Source organism: Streptomyces sp. NPDC020192 (assembly GCF_044388685.1).
Taxonomy (GTDB): Bacteria; Actinomycetota; Actinomycetes; order Streptomycetales; family Streptomycetaceae; genus Streptomyces.
The window spans coordinates 845657-871467 of record NZ_JBIRXG010000001.1 but is presented as its reverse complement, the minus strand read 5'-3'; the positions used below and the strand labels follow the sequence as shown (position 1 = coordinate 871467).

Annotated in this window: 28 protein-coding genes and 1 pseudogene; 14 read left to right on the top strand and 15 right to left on the bottom strand. The window is 71.7% G+C overall.

Annotation, left to right across the window (positions count from 1 at the left end; genetic code table 11):
* Positions 1-45 precede the first annotated feature (45 nt).
* Positions 46-1101, top strand: coding sequence for a WxL protein peptidoglycan domain-containing protein (locus ACH47Z_RS04065; RefSeq protein ID WP_399070211.1), 1056 nt, complete (start codon positions 46-48; stop codon positions 1099-1101).
* Here the strand turns inward: ACH47Z_RS04065 and ACH47Z_RS04060 are convergent.
* Together ACH47Z_RS04060 and ACH47Z_RS04055 are read right to left on the bottom strand one after the other, a co-directional pair.
* On the bottom strand, positions 995-1333 hold the full coding sequence (locus tag ACH47Z_RS04060; protein ID WP_399070209.1) for a P-II family nitrogen regulator: 339 nt from the start codon (positions 1331-1333) through the stop codon (positions 995-997). The two genes, ACH47Z_RS04065 and ACH47Z_RS04060, sit on opposite strands and share 107 nt — an antisense overlap.
* The gene (locus ACH47Z_RS04055; protein ID WP_399070208.1) at positions 1330-2643 is read right to left on the bottom strand and encodes an ammonium transporter; all 1314 of its coding nucleotides are present in this window, start codon (positions 2641-2643) and stop codon (positions 1330-1332) included. Before ACH47Z_RS04055 ends, ACH47Z_RS04060 begins: the two co-directional genes overlap by 4 nt.
* A gap of 152 nt (positions 2644-2795) precedes the next feature.
* On the opposite strand from ACH47Z_RS04055, the gene era reads away from it, so the two are divergent.
* Positions 2796-3749 (top strand): GTPase Era, encoded by a 954-nt coding sequence (era, locus tag ACH47Z_RS04050; RefSeq protein WP_399070207.1) that lies wholly within the window; start codon positions 2796-2798, stop codon positions 3747-3749.
* A gap of 170 nt (positions 3750-3919) precedes the next feature.
* On the opposite strand, the gene ACH47Z_RS04045 is transcribed toward era, so the two are convergent.
* The gene (locus ACH47Z_RS04045) at positions 3920-4774 is read right to left on the bottom strand and encodes a helix-turn-helix transcriptional regulator (protein WP_399070204.1); all 855 of its coding nucleotides are present in this window, start codon (positions 4772-4774) and stop codon (positions 3920-3922) included.
* 124 nt (positions 4775-4898) lie between these two features.
* On the opposite strand from ACH47Z_RS04045, the gene ACH47Z_RS04040 reads away from it, so the two are divergent.
* Positions 4899-5756 carry an NAD-dependent epimerase/dehydratase family protein gene (locus ACH47Z_RS04040; RefSeq protein ID WP_399070202.1) on the top strand — a complete coding sequence of 286 codons (858 nt, stop codon included), beginning with the start codon at positions 4899-4901 and terminating at the stop codon, positions 5754-5756.
* Between the two features lie 18 nt (positions 5757-5774).
* Here the strand turns inward: ACH47Z_RS04040 and ACH47Z_RS04035 are convergent, their stop codons facing one another.
* Genes ACH47Z_RS04035 through ACH47Z_RS04020 form a run of 4 tightly spaced genes read right to left on the bottom strand, consistent with a single transcriptional unit; the run spans position 5775 to position 9771 of the window.
* Entirely contained in the window at positions 5775-7028 is a 1254-nt protein-coding gene (locus tag ACH47Z_RS04035) for an MFS transporter (RefSeq protein ID WP_399070200.1), read from the bottom strand.
* Complete coding sequence (locus ACH47Z_RS04030; protein ID WP_399070198.1) at positions 7025-8356, bottom strand: GH1 family beta-glucosidase; 1332 nt, start codon at positions 8354-8356, stop codon at positions 7025-7027. The genes ACH47Z_RS04035 and ACH47Z_RS04030 overlap by 4 nt, the downstream gene beginning before the upstream one ends.
* Before the next feature lie 59 nt (positions 8357-8415).
* Entirely contained in the window at positions 8416-8682 is a 267-nt protein-coding gene (locus ACH47Z_RS04025) for a protealysin inhibitor emfourin (protein ID WP_399070196.1), read from the bottom strand.
* A 21-nt stretch (positions 8683-8703) separates the two neighbouring features.
* Positions 8704-9771: a M4 family metallopeptidase gene (locus ACH47Z_RS04020; protein WP_399070193.1), complete on the bottom strand. Its 1068-nt coding sequence runs from the start codon at positions 9769-9771 to the stop codon at positions 8704-8706.
* A gap of 334 nt (positions 9772-10105) precedes the next feature.
* On the opposite strand from ACH47Z_RS04020, the gene leuA reads away from it, so the two are divergent.
* Both leuA and ACH47Z_RS04010 read left to right on the top strand, forming a co-directional pair.
* Complete coding sequence (gene leuA / locus ACH47Z_RS04015) at positions 10106-11827, top strand: 2-isopropylmalate synthase (RefSeq protein WP_399070191.1); 1722 nt, start codon at positions 10106-10108, stop codon at positions 11825-11827.
* A 184-nt stretch (positions 11828-12011) separates the two neighbouring features.
* Entirely contained in the window at positions 12012-12704 is a 693-nt protein-coding gene (locus ACH47Z_RS04010) for a TerB family tellurite resistance protein (protein WP_399070189.1), read from the top strand.
* On the opposite strand, the gene ACH47Z_RS04005 is transcribed toward ACH47Z_RS04010, so the two are convergent.
* Both ACH47Z_RS04005 and ACH47Z_RS04000 read right to left on the bottom strand, forming a co-directional pair.
* On the bottom strand, positions 12691-13344 hold the full coding sequence (locus ACH47Z_RS04005; RefSeq protein WP_399070187.1) for a response regulator: 654 nt from the start codon (positions 13342-13344) through the stop codon (positions 12691-12693). The two genes, ACH47Z_RS04010 and ACH47Z_RS04005, sit on opposite strands and share 14 nt — an antisense overlap.
* Positions 13341-14615: a sensor histidine kinase gene (locus ACH47Z_RS04000; protein WP_399070184.1), complete on the bottom strand. Its 1275-nt coding sequence runs from the start codon at positions 14613-14615 to the stop codon at positions 13341-13343. Before ACH47Z_RS04000 ends, ACH47Z_RS04005 begins: the two co-directional genes overlap by 4 nt.
* 170 nt (positions 14616-14785) lie before the next feature.
* Here ACH47Z_RS04000 and ACH47Z_RS03995 point away from each other — a divergent pair, with 170 nt between their 5' ends.
* From ACH47Z_RS03995 to ACH47Z_RS03985, 3 genes are all read left to right on the top strand, one after another.
* Entirely contained in the window at positions 14786-15877 is a 1092-nt protein-coding gene (locus tag ACH47Z_RS03995; protein WP_399070182.1) for an ABC transporter permease, read from the top strand.
* Positions 15874-16557, top strand: a complete 684-nt coding sequence (locus tag ACH47Z_RS03990; protein WP_399070180.1) for an ABC transporter ATP-binding protein — start codon at positions 15874-15876, stop codon at positions 16555-16557. Before ACH47Z_RS03995 ends, ACH47Z_RS03990 begins: the two co-directional genes overlap by 4 nt.
* Before the next feature lie 193 nt (positions 16558-16750).
* Positions 16751-17914 carry an exo-alpha-sialidase gene (locus ACH47Z_RS03985; RefSeq protein ID WP_399070178.1) on the top strand — a complete coding sequence of 388 codons (1164 nt, stop codon included), beginning with the start codon at positions 16751-16753 and terminating at the stop codon, positions 17912-17914.
* Here the strand turns inward: ACH47Z_RS03985 and ACH47Z_RS03980 are convergent.
* Positions 17911-18837, bottom strand: coding sequence for a dihydrodipicolinate synthase family protein (locus ACH47Z_RS03980; RefSeq protein WP_399070176.1), 927 nt, complete (start codon positions 18835-18837; stop codon positions 17911-17913). The genes ACH47Z_RS03985 and ACH47Z_RS03980 overlap by 4 nt on opposite strands.
* Positions 18838-18975, bottom strand: a pseudogene (locus ACH47Z_RS03975) (peptide ABC transporter ATP-binding protein); the annotation flags it as partial.
* Between the two features lie 124 nt (positions 18976-19099).
* Here ACH47Z_RS03975 and ACH47Z_RS03970 point away from each other — a divergent pair.
* From ACH47Z_RS03970 to ACH47Z_RS03945, 6 genes are all read left to right on the top strand, one after another.
* Positions 19100-19741: a ScbR family autoregulator-binding transcription factor gene (locus tag ACH47Z_RS03970; RefSeq protein WP_399070174.1), complete on the top strand. Its 642-nt coding sequence runs from the start codon at positions 19100-19102 to the stop codon at positions 19739-19741.
* A gap of 24 nt (positions 19742-19765) precedes the next feature.
* The gene (gene recO, locus ACH47Z_RS03965) at positions 19766-20512 is read left to right on the top strand and encodes a DNA repair protein RecO (protein ID WP_399070171.1); all 747 of its coding nucleotides are present in this window, start codon (positions 19766-19768) and stop codon (positions 20510-20512) included.
* Positions 20513-20530: 18 nt separating this feature from the next.
* Positions 20531-21391: an isoprenyl transferase gene (locus ACH47Z_RS03960; protein WP_399070169.1), complete on the top strand. Its 861-nt coding sequence runs from the start codon at positions 20531-20533 to the stop codon at positions 21389-21391.
* 54 nt (positions 21392-21445) lie between these two features.
* Complete coding sequence (locus ACH47Z_RS03955; protein WP_399070167.1) at positions 21446-21955, top strand: hypothetical protein; 510 nt, start codon at positions 21446-21448, stop codon at positions 21953-21955.
* A gap of 140 nt (positions 21956-22095) precedes the next feature.
* Positions 22096-22467, top strand: coding sequence for a hypothetical protein (locus tag ACH47Z_RS03950; protein WP_399070165.1), 372 nt, complete (start codon positions 22096-22098; stop codon positions 22465-22467).
* 23 nt (positions 22468-22490) lie between these two features.
* The gene (locus ACH47Z_RS03945; protein WP_399070162.1) at positions 22491-22625 is read left to right on the top strand and encodes a hypothetical protein; all 135 of its coding nucleotides are present in this window, start codon (positions 22491-22493) and stop codon (positions 22623-22625) included.
* Positions 22626-22632: 7 nt separating this feature from the next.
* On the opposite strand, the gene ACH47Z_RS03940 is transcribed toward ACH47Z_RS03945, so the two are convergent.
* From ACH47Z_RS03940 to ACH47Z_RS03925, 4 genes are all read right to left on the bottom strand, one after another.
* Positions 22633-23049: a Fur family transcriptional regulator gene (locus ACH47Z_RS03940; RefSeq protein WP_399070161.1), complete on the bottom strand. Its 417-nt coding sequence runs from the start codon at positions 23047-23049 to the stop codon at positions 22633-22635.
* A 63-nt stretch (positions 23050-23112) separates the two neighbouring features.
* Positions 23113-24027, bottom strand: coding sequence for a metal ABC transporter permease (locus ACH47Z_RS03935; protein WP_399070159.1), 915 nt, complete (start codon positions 24025-24027; stop codon positions 23113-23115).
* Positions 24027-24794: a metal ABC transporter ATP-binding protein gene (locus tag ACH47Z_RS03930; RefSeq protein WP_399070157.1), complete on the bottom strand. Its 768-nt coding sequence runs from the start codon at positions 24792-24794 to the stop codon at positions 24027-24029. Before ACH47Z_RS03930 ends, ACH47Z_RS03935 begins: the two co-directional genes overlap by 1 nt.
* Before the next feature lie 11 nt (positions 24795-24805).
* Complete coding sequence (locus ACH47Z_RS03925) at positions 24806-25765, bottom strand: metal ABC transporter substrate-binding protein (protein WP_399070155.1); 960 nt, start codon at positions 25763-25765, stop codon at positions 24806-24808.
* Between the last annotated feature and the right edge of the window lie 46 nt (positions 25766-25811).

The window sequence follows — 25811 nt, the reverse complement described above, 5'->3', positions numbered from 1 at the left end:
TCCGCACCCGCCCGTCTCCCCTTCTCTCACCGGGGGTCCGCACCCATGCGCAAGCCGTACGCCCTCCTCCTGAGCCTCCTCGGCCTCCTGCTCGCCTGGCAGGCCACGCCCGCGCACGCCGCCGACAACGGCAGCTGGTCCGTCTACCCCGTCGCCTCGAAGATCGCGGCGCGCCCGTACTTCTATCTCTCCGCCGACCCCGGCCAGACCCTCACCGACCAGGTCGCCGTCCAGAACAAGACCGGCGGCCCGCTCACCTTCCGCCTCTACGCCGCCGACGCCTACAACACCGCCCGCGACGGCGGCTTCGCCGTGCGCGGCCTGACGGAACGGATGAGCGGCGTGGGCGCCTGGGCGAAGCCCGCGAAGTCCCGGATCACCGTGCCGGGGCACACGACCGTCACCGTGCCCTTCACCCTGCGGGTGCCCGACGGGGCCGAACCCGGTGACCATCCCGGTGCCGTCGTCGCCCTCGACGTGGGGGTCCACCCGCTCGAGCGAAGCCGAGAGTGGGGGAGGATCGACCCCGGCAGCGGCTCGCTCGCCCTCGGTGTGCAGCGGGCCGTCGGCGCCCGCGTCTATCTCCGGGTCAGCGGGCCCACGCTCCCGGCGGTCTCGGTCGAGCACGTGCGGATCAGCCATCATCAGCCGCTGATTCCCGGCCTCGGCGCCAGTACGGCGACCATCTCGTACACCCTGCGCAACACCGGCAACGTCACCGTCGACCCGAAGGTGGAGCTGAAGGCACGCGGGCTGTTCGGCCGTACGCTGCTCGACCGCACCCTCACCCGGGTCCCCTCCCAGCTGCTGCCGGGACAGCGGGTACGCCTCACCGAGACATGGTCCGGGGCGCCCCAACTCGACTGGGGGGACGTGACGTTGACCGCCCGCGCGCCCGGCACCCGGCAGTCGGCGAGCGCCTCGTTCCTCGCGCTGCCGTGGCTGTTCGCCGGGCTCGTGTTCGCGGCGGGCCTGACGGCCGGGGTGCTGCTGGTCAGAGCGCGTCGGGGCCGTGCTCGCCGGTCCGCACCCGTACGACCGTCTCCACGGGCACGGACCACACCTTCCCGTCCCCGATCTTCCCCGTCCGCGCGGCCCTGACGATCGCGTCGATCACGGCGTCGGCGTCCGCGTCCTCCACGACGACCTCGATGCGCACCTTCGGCACCAGGTCGACCCGGTACTCGGCGCCCCGGTACACCTCGGTGTGGCCGCGCTGCCGGCCGTAGCCGCTGGCCTCGGTCACGGTCAGCCCGTGCACGCCCAGCTCCTGCAGGGAGGTCTTGACCTCGTCGAGGCGGTACGGCTTGACGATGGCGGTGATGAGCTTCATGCCTGCGGCTTGACCTTCTGGACGGAGGGGACGACGGACGCGCTGACCGGGGCGCCGTGGCCCAGGACGCCGTGATCGTATGCCGTCTCCGCGTGCACCGTAAGGTCCAGGCCGGTGTGCTCCTGCTCCTCGCTCGCCCGGAAGCCCATAGCCTTGTCGAGCAGCTTGCCCAGGCCGTACGTCACCGCGAAGGCGTACGCCGCCACGACGACCACGGCCAGCGCCTGCCTGCCGAGCGGGGCGAGTCCGCCGCCGTAGAAGAGGCCCTCGGTGCCGCCGGTCATCGCCTTCTCGGCGAACAGGCCGATCAGCAGGGTGCCGATGACGCCGCCGACCAGGTGGACGCCGACGACGTCCAGGGAGTCGTCGTAGTTCAGCCTGAACTTCCAGCTCACCGCGTAACTGCAGACGACACCGGCCGCCAGGCCCACGACGAGGGCGCCGAGCAGGGAGACCGTGCCGCAGGACGGGGTGATCGCGACCAGGCCGGCGACCGCGCCGGAGGCGGCGCCGAGCGTGGTGGGGTGGCCGTCCCTCTTCTGCTCCACGAAGAGCCAGCCGAGCAGTCCGGTGCAGCCGGCGGCCATGGTGTTGAGGAAGGCGGCCGCGGCGAGGCCGTTCGCGCCGAGGGCGCTGCCCGCGTTGAAACCGAACCAGCCGAACCAGAGCAGACCGGCGCCGAGGATCACCATGGGGAGGTTGTGGGGCCGCATGGCGTCCTTCTTGAACCCGAGCCGGGGCCCGAGGACCAGGCAGAGGGCGAGACCGGAGGCGCCGGAGGTGATCTCGACGGGCAGACCGCCCGCGAAGTCGAGCGCGCCGAGCTTGTCCAGAATCCAGCCACCGGGGCCCCACACCCAGTGGGTGACGGGGACGTATACGACCAGGGTCCACACCGGGACGAAGACCAGCCACGCCGAGAACTTCGTACGGTCGGCGACCGCGCCGCTGATCAGGGCGGCCGTGATGATCGCGAAGGTCAGCTGGAAGGTGGCGAAGAGGAGGGTCGGGACCGTGCCGTGGACGCTGCTCGGCGTGATGTGCGCCATGCCGGCGTGGCCGAGGCCGCCGATCAGTCCGCCGCCGATGTCGTCGCCGAAGGCGAGGGAGTAGCCGGCGGCCAGCCAGACCACCGTGACCAGGGCGATCGACACGAAGCTCATCATCAGCATGTTGAGGACGCTCTTCGTGCGGACCATGCCGCCGTAGAACAGGGCCAGGCCCGGCGTCATCAGCAGGACGAGGGCGGTCGCGGCGAGGAGCCAGGCGGTGTCGCCGGTGTTCACTCGGGGCGCGGCGGCGAGGGTCACGGGCGTCTCCAACGGTGTCAGGGCTGCGTCAGAGAGTCACCGGTGTGCGTTTCCGGTTGCGTACGGGTGTGTTTCCGTGACGTTTCATTGCCTGAGGGTTACCGAAAACTCACGGTGCGGCCGGGGGTCGTGGATCAGGGACAATGAACGGCATGAGCGTGCGTACCCAGTCATCCGAGCAGTCGGCCGAGGCCGTCCACCGTGCCGGCTTCGCCTGCTTCGTGGGCCGTCCCAACGCGGGCAAGTCCACCCTCACGAACGCTCTGGTCGGGCAGAAGGTGGCGATCACCGCGGACCAGCCGCAGACGACGCGGCACACGGTACGCGGGATCGTGCACCGGCCCGACGCGCAGTTGATCCTCGTGGACACCCCCGGGCTCCACAAGCCGCGCACGCTGCTCGGCGAGCGGCTCAACGACGTCGTACGGACGACGTGGGCCGAGGTCGACGTGATCGGCTTCTGCCTCCCGGCGAACGAGAAGATCGGCCCCGGTGACCGCTTCATCGCGAAGGAGCTGGCCGGGATCAGGAAGGCCCCGAAGGTCGCGATCGTCACCAAGACCGACCTGGTCGACTCCAAGGCCCTCGCCGCGCAGCTGATCGCGATCGACCAGCTGGGCAAGGAGCTGGGTATCGAGTGGGCGGAGATCGTCCCGGTGTCGGCGGTGGGGGCCAAGCAGGTGGATCTGCTGGCCGACCTCCTGATCCCGCTCCTCCCCGAGGGCCCGGCCCTCTACCCCGAGGGCGACCTCACGGACGAGCCCGAGCAGGTCATGATCGCGGAACTCATCCGCGAGGCGGCGCTGGAGGGCGTCCGCGACGAGCTGCCGCACTCCATCGCCGTGGTCGTCGAGGAGATGCTCCCGCGCGAGGACCGCCCGGCGGACCGCCCTCTGCTGGACATCCACGCCAATGTCTACATCGAGCGCCCCAGCCAGAAGGGCATCATCATCGGCCCCAAGGGCAAGCGCCTGAAGGAGGTCGGCATCAAGTCCCGCAAGCAGATCGAGGCCCTTCTGGGTACGCCCGTCTTCCTCGACCTGCACGTGAAGGTGGCCAAGGACTGGCAGCGCGACCCCAAGCAGCTGAGGAAGCTCGGCTTCTGAGGGCTGGGCTCCGGCCCTGGACGTGGGTATCAAGTCCCGCAAGCGGATCGAGGCCCCTCTGGGCACGCCGGCCGCGCGGCGGTAGCCGCATGTCGATGCAGCCTCGACCTGCACGTGAAGGTGGCCAAGGACTGGCAGCGCGACCCCAAGCAGCTCCGCAAGCTCGGGTTCTAGCCGAGGGTCCTCTGCGGGGTCATGTCCTGCAAGCCCACCACTCTCAGCAGCTGAAGCCGTTCGTAGGACTCCGTTCCCGGGCGGGCCGTGTGGACGATGAGGAGGTGGTGGTGTTCGTGGCTGAGCATGACCTCGCAGTCCAGTTCCAGGAGGCCGACCAGCGGGTGCTGGAAGCGCTTGGTCGCCCGGTGGCGCAGGGACACCTCGTGTTCGTCCCACAGGAGCGCGAACTCCTCGCTCAGTGAACGGAGTTCGGCGACCAGCCCGGCCGGTTCCGGGTCGCCGGGGCGGGCGGCGGTCACCGCGCGCAGGTTGGCCACGTGGGCGCGCGCGTGCGGCTCGTGGTCGTTCTCCGGGAAGAGCGAGCGCGCGGTCGGGTCCAGGAAGAAGCGGCGGACCAGGTTCCGTTCGTGCCGGGGGCGGGACATCACGTCGCCGACCAGCGCCTTGGCCATCGCGTTCTGGGCCAGGACCTCACCGCAGTCGTTCACCAGCTGCGCCGGAGTGTCGTACAGGCGGTCCAGGATCAGCAGTAGACCGGGCCGGACATGCGCCGACGCCGTCTCGCGGCGCGGCGGCTCCTCGCCGGCCAGGTGGAACAGGTGGTCGTGTTCGGCGTCGGTGAGGCGCAGCGCACGCGCCAGCGCCGTCAGCATCTGGCGGGACGGGCGCGGACCCCGGGACTGTTCCAGCCGCGTGTAGTAGTCCACCGACATGCCCGCCAGCGCCGCCACCTCCTCCCGGCGCAGGCCCGGTGTACGGCGGCGCGCGCCGGGCGCGAGGCCCACGTCGGCGGGGTCCAGGCGGGCACGGCCACGGCGAAGGAAGTCGGCGAGTTCGGTCCGGTTCACCCCCCAAGCCTGTGCCATCACGCCCGGCTTATCCAGGGACTGCCGATCCCCCGATCGGGAGGTCTCTCCCGGTCCCCTCCGCCCTGGCCGAGGGTGGTGTCGGACAGACCGTGAGGAGAAGATCATGCTGACACTGGTGACAGGGACGACCGGGCAGGTCGGGCGGCGCTTCGTGCCGAGGCTCATCGCACAGGCCCAGCCGGGCGAGGACGTGCGGGTGCTCGTCCGGGACGCGTCACGCGGGGAACCGTTCGCCGCGCTGGGCGCCGAGGTCGTCACAGGCGATCTCCGGGACGAGGACGCGCTCGGCAAGGCCGTCGCCGGGGTGGACGCCGTCGTGAACGTCGCCGCCTCCTTCCGCGGGGTGCCCGACGAGGAGGCCTGGGCCGTCAACCACGACGCGGCCGTGGCCCTGGGCCGGGCCGCGCTGGCATCCGGCGTACGGCGGTTCGTGCAGGTCAGCACGGGCATCGTGTACGGCACCGGGCGCGGCCGCCCACTGGTCGAGGAGGACGAGATCCGGCCGGGCGGGGCGATGTGGGGCGCCTACGGCGAGTCCAAGGCGGCGGCCGAGCGCGAACTGCTCGCACTGGACGGGGACATGGAGGTGCGCATCGCCCGCCTCCCCTTCGTCTACGGCGAAGGCGACCCGCACCTCGCCGATTCCCTGCGCTGGGCCACGCACTGGGCCTCGACCCAGCGGTTGCACATGGGCCACCACGCCGACGTCGCCCAGGGACTCCTGCGCCTGCTGTACGCACCGGCGGTGAACGGCCCCCTCCACAACATCGCCGACGACGCCCCCGTCACGGCCGTCGAACTGCACCAGCTCAACGGCGTCGAGGTGCCCGCCGACATGCACACCCGCACCGACCCCGACCCGTGGTTCGGCATCATGTCCACCCAGAAGATCCGCCGGGACCTCGGCTTCCGGCCGATCTACCCGACCGTCTGGTCCGCCCGCGACGCCGGCGCGCTGTAACCGACAACCGGCAACCGGCTAGTCCACGCCCCTGATCCGCCCCACCAGCACCGCCCCCGCCAGCCCGATCACCGCCGCCACCAGGTACAGCACCCGGTAGCCGCCCAGGTAGGTCACGATCGGCGCGGCCAACGCCGGAGCGGCCACCTGGGGCAGGGCGTTGGCCACGTTGATGACGCCCAGGTCCTTGCCCCGGTCCAGCGCCGTCGGCAGGACGTCCGTCATCAGCGCGAAGTCGACCGAGGTGAACACGCCGAAGCCGACCCCGAGGACCGCCGACGCGACGATCGCGCCCGGCCAGGTCTGCCACCCGGCGAGCGCCGCCGTCGCCACCGCCATCAGCACCCCGGACCAGACCACGAACGGCTTGCGCCGGCCCAGCCGGTCCGACCACACCCCGCCCGCCACGACGGTCGCCACCAGCGTCAGGCTGTTGACGGCCGTCAGGATCAGCACCCCCTGGTCGGGGTCGTGATAGCGCAGGCGGTCCCGCAGGTAGTAGAGGAGGTACAGCAGCACCAGCGAGTTGCTGAGGTTGATCAGGAACCGGGTCAGCCACGCCCAGCCGAGATCCGGATAGCGGCGCGGGCTCAGCCAGAAGCCCGCCAGAAACGCCCGCCAGGACCACGGCGGGCGGTCCTCCCGCGCCAGCCGCAGATCCGGATACCTCAGCACGTACGGCAGCACCCCCGCCACCGTGCACACCGCGCACGCCACATACCCGGCGCCGACCCCGCCTGCCGCCGTCGCCAGGCCCGTGCCGCCGACCACGCCCAGGATCTGCGCGGCCCCCAACCAGCCGCCCACCGCGCCCCGTTGGCGCCTCGGCACCCGGTCCGGCACGGCCGCCGTCACCGCCGCGAACGCCGCGTTCAGCGTGAGCTGCACCAGGCACCAGCCCGCCGCCATGGACCACACCCCGCCCGCCCGCGCGAGCAGCAGCAGGGACAGCGCGCCGCCGGCCGTCCCGGCCACGATCCACGGCGTACGGCGGCCCCGACGGGAGGCCGTACGGTCCGACAGGGCGCCGAAGACCGGGTTCGCCGCCAACGACACCACCGCACCGGCTCCCGTGACCCAGGCCAGCATGGTCTCCTTGGACATCCCGGAGCCGGGCGCGAAGTCCTTGGCCTGGGAGGCGAGCAGGATCTGCAGCGGGCCGAACCAGCCCACCCAGATCGCCCCGTTGGCCAGCGACAACGCGACCGTCCAGCCCCGGCCGACCGGTTCGACCGGCTCGGACAGCGCGGCCGGGGGCCGAACCGTGGTCATCTCTGGGCCCGGAGCATGTCCCGGAACCAGTGGTAGGAGGCCTTCGGGGTGCGCTCCAGGGTGGCGGGGTCGTCGAAGTTCACGTGCACCAGCCCGAAGCGGCGCGCGTAGCCCTCGGCCCACTCGAAGTTGTCCAGCAGGGACCACACGAAGTAGCCGCGCACGTCCACCCCGGCCGCCATGGCCGCGTGCAGGGCGCGGACATGGGCGTCCAGGTAGGCGATGCGGTCCTGGTCGTCCAGGCCCTCGTACGAGCAGCCGTTCTCGGTGATGACGATCGGCGGGAGCTTCTCGCCGTACCGTTCGCGGAAGCCGGTCAGCAGCTCGGTCAGGCCCTCCGGGACGACCGGCCAGCCGAAGTCGGTCGTCGGCCTGCCCTCGATCTCCCTTACGGAGAAGGGGAGTTCGGCGGGAAGGGTCAGACCGCCGTACTCGCTGTCCGTGCCGCCGGGCGCGCCCACCCGGGTCGGCGCGTAGTAGTTGATCCCGTACCAGTCGACGGGCTCCCCGATGACCTTCAGGTCGGCCGAGACGTCCCCGGGCATCAACTCGCCCATTCCCTCCGGGTATTCGCCGAGGATGACCGGCTCGGCGAACAGGCGGTTGAGGAGGAGGTCGTAGAAGCCCGCTGCCTCCGCGTCCGCCGGTTCGCCGGACGCGGGCCAGGTGGGGCCGTGGGAGTTGGCGATGCCGATGTCCGCCGCCCCGGCCGCACGCAGGGCCCGTACCGCGAGACCGTGGCCGAGGAGCTGGTGGTGGGCGACCGGGAGCGCGTCGAAGAGGAGCTGCTTGCCGGGGGCGTGGGCGCCGAGGGCGTGCCCCAACAGGGTGTGTTCGGCGGGCTCGTTGAGGGTGATCCACTTCTTCACCCGGTCGCCCAGGCGCTCGGCCACCACCGTCACATGGTCTGCGAACCGGGCCGCCGTGTCCCGCTGGAGCCAGTCCAGGGAGGCCGGCAGGTCCCAGTGGAAGAGAGTCGGCACGGGGCGTACGCCCGCCGCGCACAGCTCGTCCACCAGGCGGTCGTAGAAGTCCAGTCCGCCGGGGGAGTTCACCCGGGGCCAGGAGACGGAGAAGCGGTACGCGTCGACGCCGAGGCCGGCGAGGAGGGCCACGTCCTCCCGGTAGCGGTGGTAGTGGTCGCAGGCCACCGCCGCCGTCGAGCCGTCCTTCACCCGCCCCGGTTCGGCCGTGAACACGTCCCACACGGATGCCTCGCGCTCGTCGGCCGCGCCCTCGATCTGATGGGCGGAGGTCGAGACACCCCACAGGAAGCCGTCCGGGAACCGGGGTGTCGGGGGCGCCGGGTCGCCTGCGTCAGTCGCCATGGCCGGGATCATCCTTACCCCCGGTAACGGAAGTCAATGCCCCGGCGGCAAACCGGTGGTCAGGCACCCTCCTTCAGGACTCGGGAGATCAACTCCCTTTGCTCCTCGGTGAGTCGGGGATCCGCCGCGTACACCGTGCGGCCGTCCACCGTGATCTCGTACGCGAAGCCGTCCGGGACGCCTGGCGGCGCTGTGCCCTGGCCGGACGCGAGGACGCGTTCGGCCAGGGCCTGCAGGGACGGGGCGTCGGGCCGGGCCGAGGTGTCCACCTCGGCCCGGCGCTCGATCCCCGCGAAACCGCCCGTACGCCGTACCTGAATCCGCATGGGTCCCTGTCTAGTACGGAACTACGACGTCCGCACCCCGACCTGTTCCCACGCCTTCCGCACGGCCTCGGACTCGGCCCCGCCGCCGTACCGCGTCTGGGCCGCCTTCGCCGTCAGCGTGGCGAACGCCGCGAAGTCCGCGTCCGACGGGAGCTCGCCGCCGGTGAGCACGTCGTACCAGATCTGCCCGGCCCGCTCCCAGGCGTGCCCGCCGATGGCCGAGGCCACCAGGTAGAAGGCGTGGTTCGGGATGCCGGAGTTGGTGTGCACGCCGCCGTTGTCGCGGTTGGTGTGCACGTAGTGCGCCATGGTCGCGGGCTGCGGGTCCTTGCCGAGCCGGGGGTCGTCGTACGCCGTGCCCGGGGCCTTCATCGAGCGCAGCGCGGTGCCGTGGACGCCGGGGGCGAGCAGGCCCTGGCCGATCAGCCAGTCGGCCTGGTCGGCGGTCTGGCCGAGCGAGTACTGCTTGATCAGGGAGCCGAACACGTCGGAGACCGACTCGTTGAGGGCGCCGGACTGGCCGTAGTACTCCAGGTTCGCGGTGTACTGGGTGACGCCGTGGGTGAGTTCGTGGCCGATGACGTCGACGGAGCTGGTGAAGTCGACGAAGATCTGGCCGTCGCCGTCCCCGAAGACCATCTGCTCGCCGTTCCAGAAGGCGTTGTCGTAGTTGGTCTCGTAGTGCACGGACGCGTTGAGCGGCAGCCCGTTGCCGTCGATGGAGTCCCGCTCGTACGCCTTCAGGTACAGCTCGAAGGTGGCGCCGAGGCCGGCGTAGGCGTGGTTGACGCTGGTGTCCTGGACCGGGTCCTGGGCCTCGGTGAGGACCTCGGTGCCGGGCAGGTCGCTGCCGTGCTGGGCGTCGTAGATCGTGCGCTTCGGCTGGCTGGTGGCGGGCGCCGCGGCGGCGAGGGCGGCCTGGGTGCGGACCGCGGTGACGCGGCGGCGCGTGCGCAGCGCGGCGTCGTGCTGGAGGGTGCGCAGTGCGGAGTCGGCGATCGCGGAGTCCTCGTGCTGGGCGAGCCGGTCGAGGATGTGCGGCGGCACGATCGTGCAGAAGACGGGCTTCAAGCCCCCGTTGGTCGTCATGGCTCAGCACCATGGCACTGTGTGATGACGGTGTCACCACCCGCAACCGTGATTGGTGAAATACGGTGACAATAGGGTGACGTCTCCCGTGCGCTCCGTAGTCAAAGTGGTATAGCGCACTTTTTGTCCCTTTTGTTCTCGCGGTCCCGCATACTGATACAGGCCCTCGTGCCCGGCGCGGCTCGGCTAGGCTGCGCAGCATCATGCGTTTCGGGCTGCTTCTTCTTAGCTGCCGCGGCGAGGGCCTGTAGTCGAGGCCGACTCCCTCCCCGCGGAGCTTGGCGTTGCGTCGTCGGCCGTCCTTCCGGACATCTTCCAAGGAGCCCACGCCATCATGGCCAACCGCCAGCAGCCCAGCACCATGCCGATCCACAAGTACGGCCGCTACGAGCAGGTCGACATCCCGGACCGCACCTGGCCCCAGAAGCGGATCACCGCCGCCCCCCGCTGGCTCTCCACCGACCTGCGCGACGGCAACCAGGCCCTGATCGACCCGATGTCGCCCGAGCGCAAGCGCCGGATGTTCGACCAGCTGGTCAAGATGGGCTACAAGGAGATCGAGGTCGGCTTCCCCGCCTCCGGCCAGACCGACTTCGACTTCGTGCGCTCGATCATCGAGGAGGAGGGCGCGATCCCCGAGGACGTGACCATCTCCGTGCTGACCCAGGCCCGCGAGGACCTGATCGAGCGGACGGTCGAGTCCCTGAAGGGCGCCCGCCGGGCCACCGTCCACCTGTACAACGCCACCGCGCCCGTCTTCCGGCGCGTGGTCTTCCGCGGCTCCAAGGACGACATCAAGCAGATCGCCGTCGACGGCACCCGCCTGGTGATGGAGTACGCCGAGAAGCTGCTGGGCCCGGAGACGGAGTTCGGCTACCAGTACAGCCCCGAGATCTTCACCGACACCGAGCTGGACTTCGCGCTGGAGGTCTGCGAGGCGGTCATGGACGTCTACCAGCCCGGCCCGGGCCGCGAGATCATCCTCAACCTGCCCGCCACGGTGGAGCGTTCGACCCCGTCCACCCACGCGGACCGCTTCGAGTGGATGCACCGCAACCTCTCCCGCCGCGAGCACGTCTGCATCTCCGTCCACCCGCACAACGACCGCGGTACGGCCGTGGCGGCGGCCGAGCTGGCGCTGATGGCCGGCGCTGACCGCGTCGAGGGCTGCCTGTTCGGGCAGGGCGAGCGCACCGGCAACGTCGACCTGGTCACCCTGGGCATGAACCTGTTCTCCCAGGGCGTCGACCCGCAGATCGACTTCTCCGACATCGACGAGATCCGTCGTACGTGGGAGTACTGCAACCAGATGGAGGTCCACCCGCGCCACCCGTACGTGGGCGACCTGGTCTACACGTCCTTCTCCGGCTCCCACCAGGACGCCATCAAGAAGGGCTTCGACGCCATGGAGGCCGACGCCAAGGCCAAGGGCGTCACCGTCGACGACATCGAGTGGGCGGTGCCGTACCTGCCGATCGACCCGAAGGACGTCGGCCGCTCCTACGAGGCCGTCATCCGCGTCAACTCGCAGTCCGGCAAGGGCGGTATCTCCTACGTCCTGAAGAACGACCACAAGCTGGACCTGCCGCGCCGGATGCAGATCGAGTTCTCGAAGCTCATCCAGGCGAAGACGGACGCCGAGGGCGGCGAGATCACGCCGAAGGAGATCTGGGCGGTCTTCCAGGACGAGTACCTGCCGAACCCCGAGAACCCCTGGGGTCGTATTCAGGTCAAGACCGGCCAGTCGACCACGGACACGGACGGCGTCGACGCCCTGACCGTCGAGGCGACGGTGGACGGCGAGGACACGGTCCTGACCGGTACCGGCAACGGTCCGATCTCGGCCTTCTTCGACGCCCTGGAGTCCGTCGGCATCGACGTACGCCTGCTGGACTACCAGGAGCACACGATGAGCGAGGGTGCCTCCGCGCAGGCCGCCTCCTACATCGAATGCGCGATCGACGGCAAGGTCCTGTGGGGGATCGGCATCGACGCGAACACGACGCGTGCGTCGCTGAAGGCGGTCGTCTCGGCCGTCAACCGCGCGGCCCGCTGACCATCCTGACCGGGCGTTTCGGGGCCCCGACCGCTGTATACGGCGGCCGGGGCCCCGTCGTTTATCGGCCATGACGCCGGTCAGGTCACAGAAAGGTCTCTTCCGGGGTACTGACTCAGCCTCACCGATGTGGCTAACATCACGCCAGCGCTGCGATGTTGCCGCGCGGTTACGGAGGTGCGACGTGCTGCCAGTACGGGGACGAAACGGCCGGGCCCTGCGTTTTCTGGGTGCGCGCACCGCATGGACACCCGTGGGCGACGGAGAGTTCTACTGCCCCGGCTGCGGCGGGGACCGCAACTACCAGCGGCTCACCGGCCGCCGCCGGCTCACCCTGCTCGGGGTGCCCCTGCTGCGGCGCGGGACGGCCGGACCGGTCGTGGAGTGCGCCGCCTGCCGCCACCACTACGGCACCGACGTCCTCGACCACCCCACCACCCGCCGCTTCGCCGCGATGGTCCGCGACGCCGTGCACACCATCGCCCTCGCCGTGCTCGCCGCGGGCGGCACGTGTTCCCGTACGGCCCTGGAGACGGCCGCCACCGCGGTCCGCGCGGCCGGCTTCGACGACTGCACCGAGGAGCAGCTCGCCGCGCTGGTCGAGGCCCTGGCCGCCGACACCGGGCGGGTCTTCGAGCAGCCGTGCGGCGCGAGCCTGACGATAGAGCTGCACGAGGCTCTGGACCCGCTCGCCCCGCACCTCGCCCCCGCCGGCCGCGAGTCCCTCCTCCTCCAGGCCGCCCGCATCGCCCTCGCCGACGGCCCCTACACCCCCGCCGAACGCGACGCGCTCACCACGGTCGGCGCGGCGCTGACGATCTCCGCCGCCGATGTCACCCGCCTGCTGGCGGCGGCCCGCACCGTCAGCGGCGGATGAGCCCGAGGTCGGTGGCGGCGGCGACGGCGGCGGTACGGGAGTCGACGCCGAGCTTGGCGTAGACACGGGCCAGGTGGGACTTCACGGTGCCCTCGGTGAGGTGGAGCCGCCGGCCGACGGCCTGGTTGGACAGCCCCTCGGCGACCAGGGCGAGCACCTCGGTCTCACGCCGGGTCAGTGAGGTACCCGGGGCACGCAGTCTGCTCATCAGCCGGTCCGCGACCGCGGGCGCCAACGTGGTACGCCCGCCGGCCGCCGAGCGCACGGCCGCGGCCAGCTCCTCCGGAGGGGCGTCCTTGAGCAGGTAACCGGTGGCACCGGCCTCGATGGCCGGGAGGGTGTCGGCGTCGGAGTCGTAGGTGGTGACGACCACGACCCGAGGGGCACCCGGCCGCGCGGTGATCGCGGCCGTGGCCTCGGCACCGCCCATCCCCTTGCCGAACTGCAGATCCATCAGCACGACGTCGATCCCGCCCGCGGCGGCGAGGGCGACGGCATCCTCGGCCGTGGCCGCCTCGGCCACGACGACCAGCCCCGGCTCGGTCTCCAGCACGGCCCGCAACCCGGCGCGGACCACGGGGTGGTCGTCGGCGAGGAGGAGACGGATGGGGTGATCGGGGTGGTCGGGGTGGTGGGTCACGGGTGGGCCTTCGTTGTGGTGGGGAGGGGTGGCGGGGGCTTGACGGGGGTGGGCAGGGGCCCGGTGTCGGCCGGTGAGGTGAGGGGGAGTCGGGCGGTCAGGGTGGTGCCGTGGGTGGGGGCCGAGTCGATGGTCAGGGTGCCGCCCAGGGCGCGGATGCGGGCCTGCATGGCGGGCAGGCCGAAGCCGCCGGTCTCCGGGTCGGGCAGCGGCAGGCGGCCGGGGTCGAAGCCGGTGCCGTCGTCGGCCACCGTGAGGGTGACCTGGTCGGCGACGCGGCCGAGGGTGACCTCCACCGTCGTAGCCCGTGCGTGGCGGACGGTGTTGGCCAGCGCGGACTGGGCGACGCGCAGCAGGGCGACCTCGTGCGCGGTCGGCAGGGCGGCCGGGTCGCCGGTGCGGTGGAAGCGGGCCGTGAGGTGGTGCCGGGTGCCGGTGGTGGTGCACAGGCGCTCCAGCGCGTCCGCCAGGGTGCTGCCCTCCAGGGCGGGCGGGGCGAGGGCGGCGACGAAGCGGCGGGCCTCGGCGAGGCTGTCGACGGCGGCCTGGCGGGCCTGGCCGACATGGCGCGCGGCGTTCTCCGGGGCGCCGGGCAGGGTCCGTTCGGCGGCGCGCAGCAGCAGCTGGATGCTGGACAGACCCTGCGCGAGCGTGTCGTGGATCTCGCGGGCCAGCCGCTCGCGTTCGGCCAGCACCCCCGCCGTGTGCTGGGCCTCGGCCAGGTCGGCGCGGGTGGCGGTGAGTTCCTCGATCAGGCGCCGGCGCCGCTCGCTCTCCCGGTACAGCGCCTGGTACCCCCACACCACCGCGACCGCGACGGCGCCCCCGAGCGCCGGCCCGATCGCCATGGCCGGGCTGAAGGAGCCCTGATGGGCGGCGAACGCGACGACCGCCGCGAGCGCGGTCGCGGCCACGGCGGCCGGTCCGGCCCGGCGGGGCAGCAGATGGAGCTGGAGGAAGTACAGCGGGAAGGCCACCCACACCCCGTCGGCGGACAGCGCCAGCAGCACCAGCCACACCGCGCCGACGGCGGCCAGCCACCACCAGGCGGCCCGCCGGTCGCCGCGGATCCGGGGCAGCAGCGGACCCACCGCGTACACCAGCCCGCACCCGGCCGCCACGGCGACGGTCGCCCCGGCATGAGGCTCGGGGCCGGTCACGGCCCGTACGGCGGCCAGCGCGAGCAGGCCGACGACCAGCAGGTGCAGACACCAGGACAGGGCCCGGGTGGTCGAGGTCAGGGCGGGAGCGGCGGTTCCAGGGGCGTTCACAGTCCTCCCAGCCTAAGGAAACGATCCACGGCCCGGCCTCTGCCGAAAGGTGCAATCCGTGCGCCGTCCTTCGATCCGCGAAGTGCCCTCGGCCGCCAGATGCCCGGGCGGGGCAAGGACGGCGACCGTGGAGGCACTCACCTTCACCTTCGCAGGAAGCAGCCGAAGCCGTGTTCGTCGCCTGGAGAGACCTGAGGTTCGCCAAGGGCAGGTTCGCCCTGATGGGAACCGTCATCACCCTGATCACCCTGCTGGTCGGCCTGTTGTCCGGGCTGACCGCCGGTCTGGGCCGGCAGAACATCTCCGCGATCACCGGCCTGCCCGCCGACAGGATCGCCTTCGCCGCGCCGGGCCACGGGCAGAGCCTGTCGTACGCCGACTCGACCGTCACCGCCCGGCAGTGGGAACGGTGGGCCGAGATGCCCGGCGTCACCCGTGCCGAACCGCTCGGGATCACCACCACCAAGGCCACCGCGGGCGACCGGAGCACCGCGGTCTCCGCCTTCGGCGTCCGGCCCGGCTCCCGCCTGGCCCCCGACGGCGGCACGATCCACGGACGTACGGCGGTGCTGTCCACCACGGCCGCCCACGACCTCGGCGGCCTCGAGCCGGGCGACACCTTCGCCCTCGCCGGCCGCAAGCTGACGGTGGCCGCCGTGCGCGGGGACGCCTCCTTCAGCCACACCCCGGTGATCTGGACCAGCCTCACCGCCTGGCAACAACTGGCACCTCCCACCGGCAGCGGCGACGCCCCGACGGCGACCGTGATCGCCCTGGACACCACCGCCGGCGCCGATGTCCCGGCCGCCGACCGGGCCCTCGGCACCAGGACCGTCGCCAAGGACGCCTCGCTGTCCGCGATCGGCTCCTACACCTCCGAGAACGGCTCGCTGCAGCTGATGCGCGGCTTCCTGTTCGCCATCTCAGCGCTCGTCGTCGGCGCCTTCTTCACCGTCTGGACCATCCAGCGCGCCGGCGACATCGCCGTACTCAAGGCGCTCGGCGCGTCCACCGCGCACCTGCTCAGGGACGCCCTCGGCCAGGCCGCCGTGCTGCTCGTCGGGGGCACTCTCCTCGGCACCGGCATCGCCGCCGCACTCGGCGCGCTCGTCGGCAAGGGTGCGGTGCCGTTCCTCCTCACCCCCGCCACCGTCCTCGTTCCCGCCGCCGTGCTGGTCCTGCTCGGCACGCTCGGGGCGGCCCTGTCCGTCCGCCGTATCACCTCCGTGGACCCGCTGACCGCCCTGGGGAGCGCCCGATGAGCCTCAACCTGTCCGAGATCACCCTCACCTACCCCGACGGCGAGGGCCGCCTGACCGCCCTCGACCGGGTCGGCCTCGACGTGCCCCGGGGCACGCTGACCGCCGTGGTCGGCCCCTCCGGCTCCGGCAAGTCCAGCCTCCTCGCCGTCGCCGCCACGCTCGTCACCCCCGACGCCGGCACGGTCACCGTCGACGGCGTCACCACGACCGGCATGAGCCGCGCGGAACTGACCGAGCTGCGCCGCCGCAGGATCGGCATCGTCTTCCAGCAGCCCCATCTGCTGCCCGCTCTCACCGCGGCCGAGCAGCTGCAGCTCATGGCCTCGATCGACGGGCGCTCACCGGGCAGGGCCCGCGCCCGGGCCATGGAACTGCTCGACGCGGTGGGCCTGGCCGACCGGGCCGGACGGCGCCCCCACCAGCTCTCCGGCGGCCAGCGCCAGCGGATCGGCATCGCCCGCGCCCTGATGAACGACCCCACCCTCCTCCTGGTCGACGAGCCGACCAGTGCCCTCGACCACGAACGCGGCGCCGCCGTCATCGACCTGATCACCCGTCTGACCCACGAACGGGCCACCGCCACCGTCCTGGTCACGCACGACCGCACCCACCTCACCGCCGCCGACCGCATCGCCGAGGTCCACGACGGCCGCCTCCGCCTCCCCGTGCCGGCCCCTTGACGGGCCGGGTCAGGTGCTGGGGGCGGGTGCGTGGGCGTGGGCCGGGTGCCGAGGCGGGCGGGTGGTCGTGCCGGCGGAGCCCCGGCCGTCCGCGCCGCCGGTGTCACCCGCCTGCCCGGCCGTGACGTGGACGCCGTCCCGGACACTCCGGACGGAGTAAGGGCGCCCCGGTGATTCCGGGCAGCATCACGGCGTGACCCCGCTCCACCGCACCCTGCTCACCACCCTGGCCCTCCTCACCTCCCTCACCACCCCGCTGCCGGCCCACGCGACCCCCGGCTGTGTCTCCTCCGTGCCGTACGTCTCGGGCCAGGGCGGCTACCACACGTACCGGATCCCCGCGGTCGTCCGCACCCGGCACGGCGCGGTGCTCGCCTTCGCCGAGGGACGGCGGAACGGTGCCGGGGACTCGGGCGCCATCGATGTGGTCCTGCGCCGGTCGGGCGACGGCGGCTGCACCTGGGGCCCGCTGACCGTCGTGGCCGCCGGGCACGGGGACACCCGGGGCAACCCGGCGCCGGTCGTGGATCCGCGCACCGGGGCTGTCGTCCTGGTGACCTGCGGCAACAGCGGCAAGGCGACGGAGGAGCAGATCACGCGCGGCGAGGCGGACCGCAGGGTGTACGTGCAGCGCAGCTGGGACGAGGGCCGCCACTTCTCACCCCCGGCGGACATCACGGCCCAGGTGAAGCGGCCCGGCTGGCACTGGTACGCCACCGGCCCCGGCCACGCGCCGGCCCTCACCCGGGGCCCGCACCAGGGCCGTCTCCTCATCCCCGCGAACCACTCCGCCACCCCGCCCGCCGGCTCCTCCGGCCCCGCCCCCCGGTGCGACGGCGGCCACGCGCTCTACAGCGACGACGGCGGCCACACCTGGCACCTGGGCTTCGTGACGGCCGCCCACGACGGCGCGACCCACGTCAACGAGACGACGGCGGCCCAACTCCCCGACGGCAGGCTCTACTTCAACGCCCGCAACCAGTACGGCACCGCCCCCGGCCACCGCCTGGACACCTACTCCGGGGACGGCGGCCAGTCCCTCGACCGCCCCTACGCCGCGCAGCCCACCCTGAACGACGTCCCCGTGGTCCAGGGCAGCGTTCTCCAACTCCTGGGCAAGGGAACCCCGTTGCTCTTCTCGGCCCCCTCCGTGCCGACCGCCCGCCGCGCCCTGGCGCTCTGGTCGAGCACGGACGCCGGCCGCACCTTCACCAGGCTCCTCACCCTCACGAACCACCCGTCCGCCTACTCCGACCTGGTCCAACTGGGCCCCACGACGGTCGGCGTCCTGTACGAGACGGGCGCCGAACACAGCTATGACACCCTGGAGTTCCGCAGACTCACCCTGGCGCGCTAGAGAAGCCCCGCCGCCGCGAGGTACTTGGCGACCTTCTCGGTCTCCTCGCCGGACAGCGGCACCTGCGGCTCGGCCGTCACCGGGCAGTCGATGATGCCGCGCAGATGCAGTGCCGCCTTGAACGCGCCCAGCGCCGAGGAGCTTCCGCCCATCCGCGCCGGGTCGCCGACGCCGACCATGCCGAACAGGGCGCACAGCCGCTCCTGTTCGGCCCGCGCCCCTTCCCGGTCGCCCGCCCGGCACAGGCGGTAGAGGCGGACGTAGCCGTGCGGGTCGACGTTGCCCAGTCCCGGCACGCAGCCGTCGGCGCCCAGGGCCAGCGCGGAGTCCACGATCAGCTCGGAGCCGGTCAGCACGCTGAACCCGGGGTGCGCGCGGGCCCCGGTGACGACCTCACGGAAGGCCCCCAGGTCCCCGCTGGAGTCCTTGAGCCCCGCCAGCACCCCGTCGCCGGCCAGACCCAGCACCACATCGGCGGGGAGCTTGGTGTGCACGGCCATCGGGATGTCGTACGCGATGACCGGCACCGGGCTCGCGGCCGCGATCCGGCGGTAGTGGTGGACGATCTCCGAGCGGTGGGTGCGGGCGTAGAAGGGGGCGGTGACGACCACGGCCTCCGCGCCGGCCGCCGTCACCGCCGCGACGTGGTCCAGGACGCGGGGCGTGGTCATGTCGATCGCGCCGACCAGCAGGGGCAGTTGACCGCCCACATGACCGACGACCGCCTCCACCACCAGCCGGCGCTGCCGGTCCGTCAGAAACGCCGCCTCGGAGGTGGACCCGAGCAGGAACAGCCCGTGCACCCCGCCCTCCACCAGATGGTCGACGAGCCTGAGCAGCGAGGGAACGTCCACCTCGCGGTCCGGCGGCAGGGGCGTGCAGACGGGCGGAACGACACCGGTGAGCGGGGCGGGGAACGTCATTCAGGGCTCCTGAGGCAGGCTCTGTCGGGCCGGATCGCGGGTCGGCTGATCCTCCTGCACAGGATGGTGGCAGCGGTAGCGGTGTCCAGGGCGTGACGCGGCCGAGAAATCCGGCATCGACTCGGCGCACACCCCGTCACCAGCGCCTGACACGACTCGAGGAGTTGCTCTGAACGCCTGATTGGCCCGCCGTCAGGTCCGGGCGCCGTAAGATAGAGAAAGTTCTTTATTGTTGGGGTGCGTTGACTTCGGAGGGCTGTCGATGGCCGAGCTGACGGGCATGCGGGAGGTCAAGCAGGAGCGTGCGCTCCGGACCCGGGCGCTCGTCGCGCGTGCCGCCGCCGAGGTGTTCGCGGAGTGCGGCTTCGCCGGTGCGAGCGTCACGAAGATCACGCAGCGCGCCGGGCTGACGCTGGGGGCGATGTACTTCCACTTCGAGAACAAGGAGGCCCTGGCGCGGGAGGTCGTGCGCAGCCAGCCGGCGCGTGTGTCGCCGCCGCGCGAGTCCCGGGGCCTTCAGCGGGCGATCGACATCACCCTCACGTGGGCTCATCAGCTCCTCGACGACCCCTTCCTGCTGGCCGGCGCTCGCCTGGTCATGGAACAGTGCCTGTTCATCGGTCCGGAGGAGAGCTCCCACCAGCAGTGGACCGAGGCGATGGCACAGGACCTGGCCCTCGCCCAGAGCGAGCGTGAGGTGCGCGCCGGCGTCGACGTCGACGCGGTGGCACGGCTGATCGTCAACGCGAGTACCGGTGCGCAGATGCACGCCCATCTGGAGAGCGGCCGTCGCGACCTGCCGCACCAGGTGATGGAGATGTGGAACGTGCTGCTGCCCACCATCGCCACGCCGAGCGCGCTGAACCGGGTGGTGATCGACGCCTCGCGAGGGAAGTCCGCATGACCGCGCATGGGTGAGAATGGCTCCATGAGTCTGTTCCGCGACGACGGCATCGTGCTGCGCACCCAGAAGCTGGGTGAGGCGGACCGGATCATCACCATCCTCACGCGCGGTCACGGGCGGGTACGGGCCGTGGCGCGCGGGGTGCGGCGGACCAAGTCGAAGTTCGGGGCGCGGCTGGAGCCCTTCTCCCATGTCGACGTGCAGTTCTTCGCGCGCGGGAGTGAGCTGGTCGGGCGCGGGCTGCCGCTGTGCACGCAGAGTGAGACCATCGCCGCCTACGGTGGCGGCATCGTCACCGACTACGCCCGCTACACCGCCGGTACGGCCATGCTGGAGACCGCCGAGCGGTTCACCGATCATGAGGGCGAGCCCGCCGTACAGCAGTATCTGCTGCTGGTCGGGGCCCTGCGGACGCTCGCCCGGGGTGAGCACGCGCCCCATCTCGTCCTCGACGCCTTCCTGCTGCGGTCCCTCGCCGTCAACGGGTACGCGCCCAGCTTCGGCGATTGCGCGAAGTGCGGTATGCCCGGTCCCAACCGGTTCTTCTCCGTGGCCTCCGGCGGCTCCGTCTGCGTCGACTGCCGGGTGCCCGGCAGCGTCGTACCCTCGCCGCAGACCCTGGTTCTGCTGGGGGCGCTTCTTACGGGAGACTGGGAGACGGCCGACGCGTGCGAGGCGCGGTACGTCCGCGAGGGCAGCGGGCTGGTGTCCGCCTACCTGCACTGGCACCTGGAGCGCGGACTGCGGTCGCTGCGGTACGTGGAAAAGTAAGAGGGAAGCGAGAAGCACATGGTCGTACGCGGGATCCTGGGGCGTCAGCGCCGCGAGTACAGGGCGCCGGAGCCGCACCCGTCGGGTGCCCGCGCGCCGAAGCTCCCCGGCGAGCTGGTCCCGAACCACGTGGCCATCGTCATGGACGGCAACGGCCGGTGGGCGAAGGAGCGGGGGCTGCCGCGCACCGAGGGGCACAAGGTCGGCGCCGAGCGGGTGCTGGACGTGCTGCAGGGCTCCATCGAGATCGGTGTCCGCAACATCTCCCTGTACGCCTTCTCGACGGAGAACTGGAAGCGCTCGCCCGACGAGGTCCGCTTCCTGATGAACTTCAACCGCGACTTCATCCGGAAGACGAGGGACCAGCTCGACGCGCTCGGGATCCGGGTGCGCTGGGTGGGGCGTATGCCCAAGCTGTGGAAGTCGGTCGCCAAGGAGCTCCAGGTCGCCCAGGAGCAGACCAAGGACAACGACCTGCTCACGCTGTACTTCTGCATGAACTACGGCGGCCGTGCCGAACTGGCCGATGCGGCGAAGGCGATGGCGGAGGACGTACGGGCGGGGCGCCTCGACCCGGCCAAGGTCAGCGAGAAGACCATCCAGAAGTACCTGTACTACCCCGACATGCCGGACGTGGACCTCTTCCTGCGGCCCAGCGGCGAGCAGCGCACCTCCAACTACCTGCTCTGGCAGAGCGCTTACGCCGAGATGGTCTTCCAGCACGTGCTGTGGCCGGACTTCGACCGGCGCGACCTGTGGCGGGCCTGCATCGAGTTCGCCTCCCGCGACCGCCGCTTCGGCGGGGCCGTCCCGAACGAGCAACTCCTCGCCATGGAAGCCGCCATGGAGGGCTCCATGGAGGGCGAGTCCCACTCCTAGACATCCAGCTCCTGGACACCGGCGGTTCACACGGGCTGCCGAGGATGCGGGACCATGAGACGCCTCACCCCCCTCCTCGCCCTCGGCGCCCTGCTGCTCACCGCGCTGCCCGCGCACGCCGCCAACGGGCCCGCGCGCCTTGGGAGTTACGGCACGAAGGCGCCGTACGCGCCACAGCGGAACCCGCGCGGCTACGAGCAGCCCCCGGCCGGCTTCGAGCCCGTCTTCACCGAGAACGTCTCCCGGCACGGCTCCCGCGCCGCCACGGACGGCGAGGACGGTGAGCTGATCCTCGCCCTGTGGGACAAGGCCCGGGCCGAGGGTCAACTCACCAGCAGGGGTGAGGAGTTCGGGCCGACCGTGCGCGCACTGACGGCAGCCATGGCCAAGGTCGGGTACGGCAACCTCAGCGGGCGCGGCCGGCAGGAGATGCGGGACACCGCCACGCGCATGGAGCAGCGGCTGCCGTCCCTCTTCGCGAAGATCGCCGTACAGCAGGTCCTTGTCGGTGCGCGTCGGACCGATCAGGGGCTTCAGCGCCGGCCCGGCCCTGCCCGGAGCTGACCACGTCGTCCTCCCTCACCGACCGGCCCCGGACGCACCAGGCCGCCCACAGCGTCCTGCGCACGCTCTTCAAGGAGCCGTTCGTCGACCGGATCGGCGACAGCGACCAGGTCGCCGCCTGGTTCGGCTATCTGTCGGACGTGGCGGACTTCTACGAGAAGGGCCCCGGCTTCTCCGACAGCGACATCACCTACGAGATGGCGGGCGTGCTGCTGGACGACTTCTTCCGGCAGGTCGAGGCCAAGCGGGCCGGCACCAGCGACCTCGGCGCCGAGCTGCGCTTCACCCACGCCGAGGAGATCATCCCGCTGGCCGCGCTGCTGCGACTCCCGGGCAGCACGAGGCCGACGACCCCGGGAGAGCCGTACACCTACGCCGACAACCCCTGGCGCGGCGCGCAGGTGGCTCCCCTCGGCGTGAACATCCAGTGGGACGCGACCTGGACGAACTGGAACGCTGCTTCGGGCGGGCATGAGCGCGGGCGCCCGGTGATCAGGGCCTGTTCCGGGTGACGGTGACCGAGTCCGGTGTCACGGTGGCAACCGACAACACCACGGCCTCCGTCAACTGGGCCGCCCAGCCCCGTTACCGGGAGACGGCGGCCTCGCCGGCCCGGCGGACACCGGACCGGCTGCGGGCGGTCCTGGACCGGCACCTCGCCCGTGTCTGAGTGAGCGTCAGTCGGCCTGGGTCGCGCAGTCCGCGCACGTGCCGAAGATCTCCACCGTGTGGGCCACGTTGACGTAGCCGTGCTCGGCGGCGATCGCCTCGGCCCACTTCTCCACGGCCGGACCCTCCACCTCCACGGCCTTGCCGCAGACGCGGCAGACGAGGTGGTGGTGGTGTTCGCCGGTGCTGCAGCGGCGGTACACGGACTCGCCGTCCGACGTGCGCAGCACGTCGACCTCGCCGGCGTCGGCGAGGGTCTGGAGGGTGCGGTACACCGTGGTCAGCCCGACCGAGTCGCCCTTGTGCTTGAGCATGTCGTGCAGTTCCTGCGCGCTGCGGAACTCGTCGACCTCGTCCAGGGCCGCCGCCACGGCTGCACGCTGTCGGGTCGCGCGGCCCTTCACGGGCGGTCCAGCGGTCGTCACCGTTGTCTCCTCACGTCTCGCTTCTGCCCGGGCGGCCATTGTGCCAGCCCGGACTGTCAGCGGTCAGACGCCGACCTCGTCCCCGGCTCCTCTCGCGGTCGGGAGCGTGGCCGGAATCGTGCACTCCGCCGGGTCCCCGGCGGGCCCGGCCTGGGCCGCCGCGCGGGCGCGCCGCCGGGCCAGCGGGGTGGCCAGGGTGGTCAGCGCGACGAACGCGGCGATGGTCAGCAGGACGATCGTGGCACCGGGCGGAACGTCCTGGTAGTACGAGGTGATCGTGCCGCTGACGGTCACGGCCACCCCGATCGCGACGGCGATCACGAACGTGGCGGTGAAGCTGCGGGTGAGCTGCTGGGCCGCCGCCACCGGCACCACCATCAGCGCGGACACCAGCAGCAGGCCGACCACGCGCATCGCGACCGTCACCGTCACCGCCGCCGTCACGGCCGTGAGGAGGTTCAGGGCGCGCACCGGCAGGCCCGTGACCCGGGCGAACTCCTCGTCCTGGCTGACCGCGAACAGCTGGCGGCGCAGGCCGAGCGTGACCAGCACCACGAACGCGGCCAGCAGACAGATCGAGACGACGTCCGCCTGCGACACCGTCGACAACGAGCCGAACAGGTACGACGTCAGGTTTGCGTTGGAGCCGCCGGGCGCGAGGTTGATGAACATCACGCCGCCCGCCATACCGCCGTAGAAGAGCATGGCGAGGGCGATGTCGCCGCGTGTCTTGCCGTACCAGCGGATCAGCTCCATCAGGACCGCGCCGAGCACCGAGACCGCCGTCGCCATCCACACGGGGGACGTCGACAACAGGAAGCCCAGTCCCACACCCGTCATCGCCACGTGCCCGATGCCGTCGCCCATCAGGGCCTGGCGGCGCTGGACCAGGTAGATGCCGACGGCGGGGGCGGTGATGCCGACCAGGACGGCGGCGAGCAGCGCCCGCTGCATGAAGGCGTAGTTCAGGAAGTCCATCAGCTCAGCAGTCCCGTGCGGATCGGTTCGGCGCCCGCTGCGTGCGGGTGTACGTGGTCGTGGCCGGGCAGGGCGTGCTGGCCGACGGCGCGCGGCGGCGGGCCGTCGTGGAGCACGCAGCCGTCCCTGAGGACGACCGCCCGGTCGATCAGTGGCTCGAGCGGGCCCAGCTCGTGCAGGACGAGCAGGACCGTCGTACCGGACTCGACCTGCTGCCTCAGGGTGCGGGCGAGCACCTCCTGGCTGGCCAGGTCGACGCCCGCCATCGGCTCGTCCATGATCAGCAGTTCGGGCTCGGCGACGAGGGCGCGGGCGATCAGGACGCGCTGGTGCTGGCCGCCGGACAGAGCGTTCACCGAGTCCTTGGCGCGGTCGGCCATGCCGACCAGCTCCAGGGCCCGGTGCACGGCCTGCCGGTCCGTCGTGCGGAAGACGCCGAAGCGGGTGCGGGACAGGCGGCCCGAGGAGACGATCTCGGTCACCGTCGCCGGGACTCCGCCGGCGGCCGTCGTGCGCTGCGGTACGTAGCCCACGCGCGACCACTCCCGGAAGGCGCGGCGCGGGGTGCCGAACAGCTCGATCGTGCCGCCGCTGACCGGGACCTGGCCGATGATCGTGCGGATCGCGGTGGACTTGCCGGAGCCGTTCGCGCCGAGCAGCGCGACGACCTCGCCGCGCCCGACGGTGAGGTCGATGCCGCGCAGCACGGGGCGGGCGCCGAGTTCGGCGGTGACTCCGCGCAGGGCTATGACGGGCTCGCTGGTCATCTGGTCCCCTCTCATTTCGCGCTCAGCGCCTGCTGGAGGGCCTTGAGGTTGGCGTCCTGGACGGAGAAGTAGTCCGTGCCGCGGGACTTGGCGGTGATGCCCTCGAGGGGGTCCAGCACGTCGGTCTTCAGGCCCGCGTCGCCCGCGATGGTCTTGGCGGTCTTGTCGCTGACGAGCGTCTCGTAGAAGACGGTGCTGACGCCGTCGGCCTTGGCCATGCTCTCCAGGTCCTTCACGCGCGCGGCGCTGGGCTCCGACTCGGGGTCGAGGCCGTTGATGGCCTCCTCGGTCAGGCCGTAGCGCTCGGCGAGGTAGCCGAAGGCGGCGTGCGTGGTGATGAAGACCTTGGTCTTCGTGTGCGCCAGGCCGTCCTTGAACTTCTTGTCCAGGTCGTTCAGCTTCTGGACCAGGGCGGTGGTGTTCTTCTCGTAGTCGGCGGCGTTCTTGGGGTCGGCCTTCTCGAAGGCCTTGCCGACGCCCTCGGCGACCTGGGCGTAGCGCACCGGGTCGAGCCAGATGTGCGGGTCCTTGCCGCCGGCCTCCTCGCCCTGGTGGGTGTCGTGCACGGCGGAGTGGCCGCCGACCTCGTTGCCGTGCTCCTCCAGCGTGGTCAGGGAGGCCGCGTCGATCTTCGCCTTGACCTCGGACTGGGCCACCGCGTCGTCGACGGAGGGCTGGAGGTTCTTCAGGTAGAGGACCGCGTCGGAGTCCTGGAGCAGCGCGATCTGCTTGGGGCTGATCTCCAGGTCGTGGGGTTCCTGGCCGGGGGAGGTGAGACTGGTGACGTGGACGTGCCCGCCACCGATCTGCTCGGCCAGGAAGGCCATGGGGTAGAAGGACGCTACGACGTCGAACCTGCCGGTGTTCGCCGCCTCCGCCGTGTCGCTGGAGCAGGCGGTGAGGGTGCCGAGGCCGAGGGCGGTGACCGCGGTGATCGCGGCGGCGGGTATGAGGCGTCGTCGTACGTTCATGACAGTCATTTTCAACAAATATGGAAACCGTTGTCAACAAGCCTCG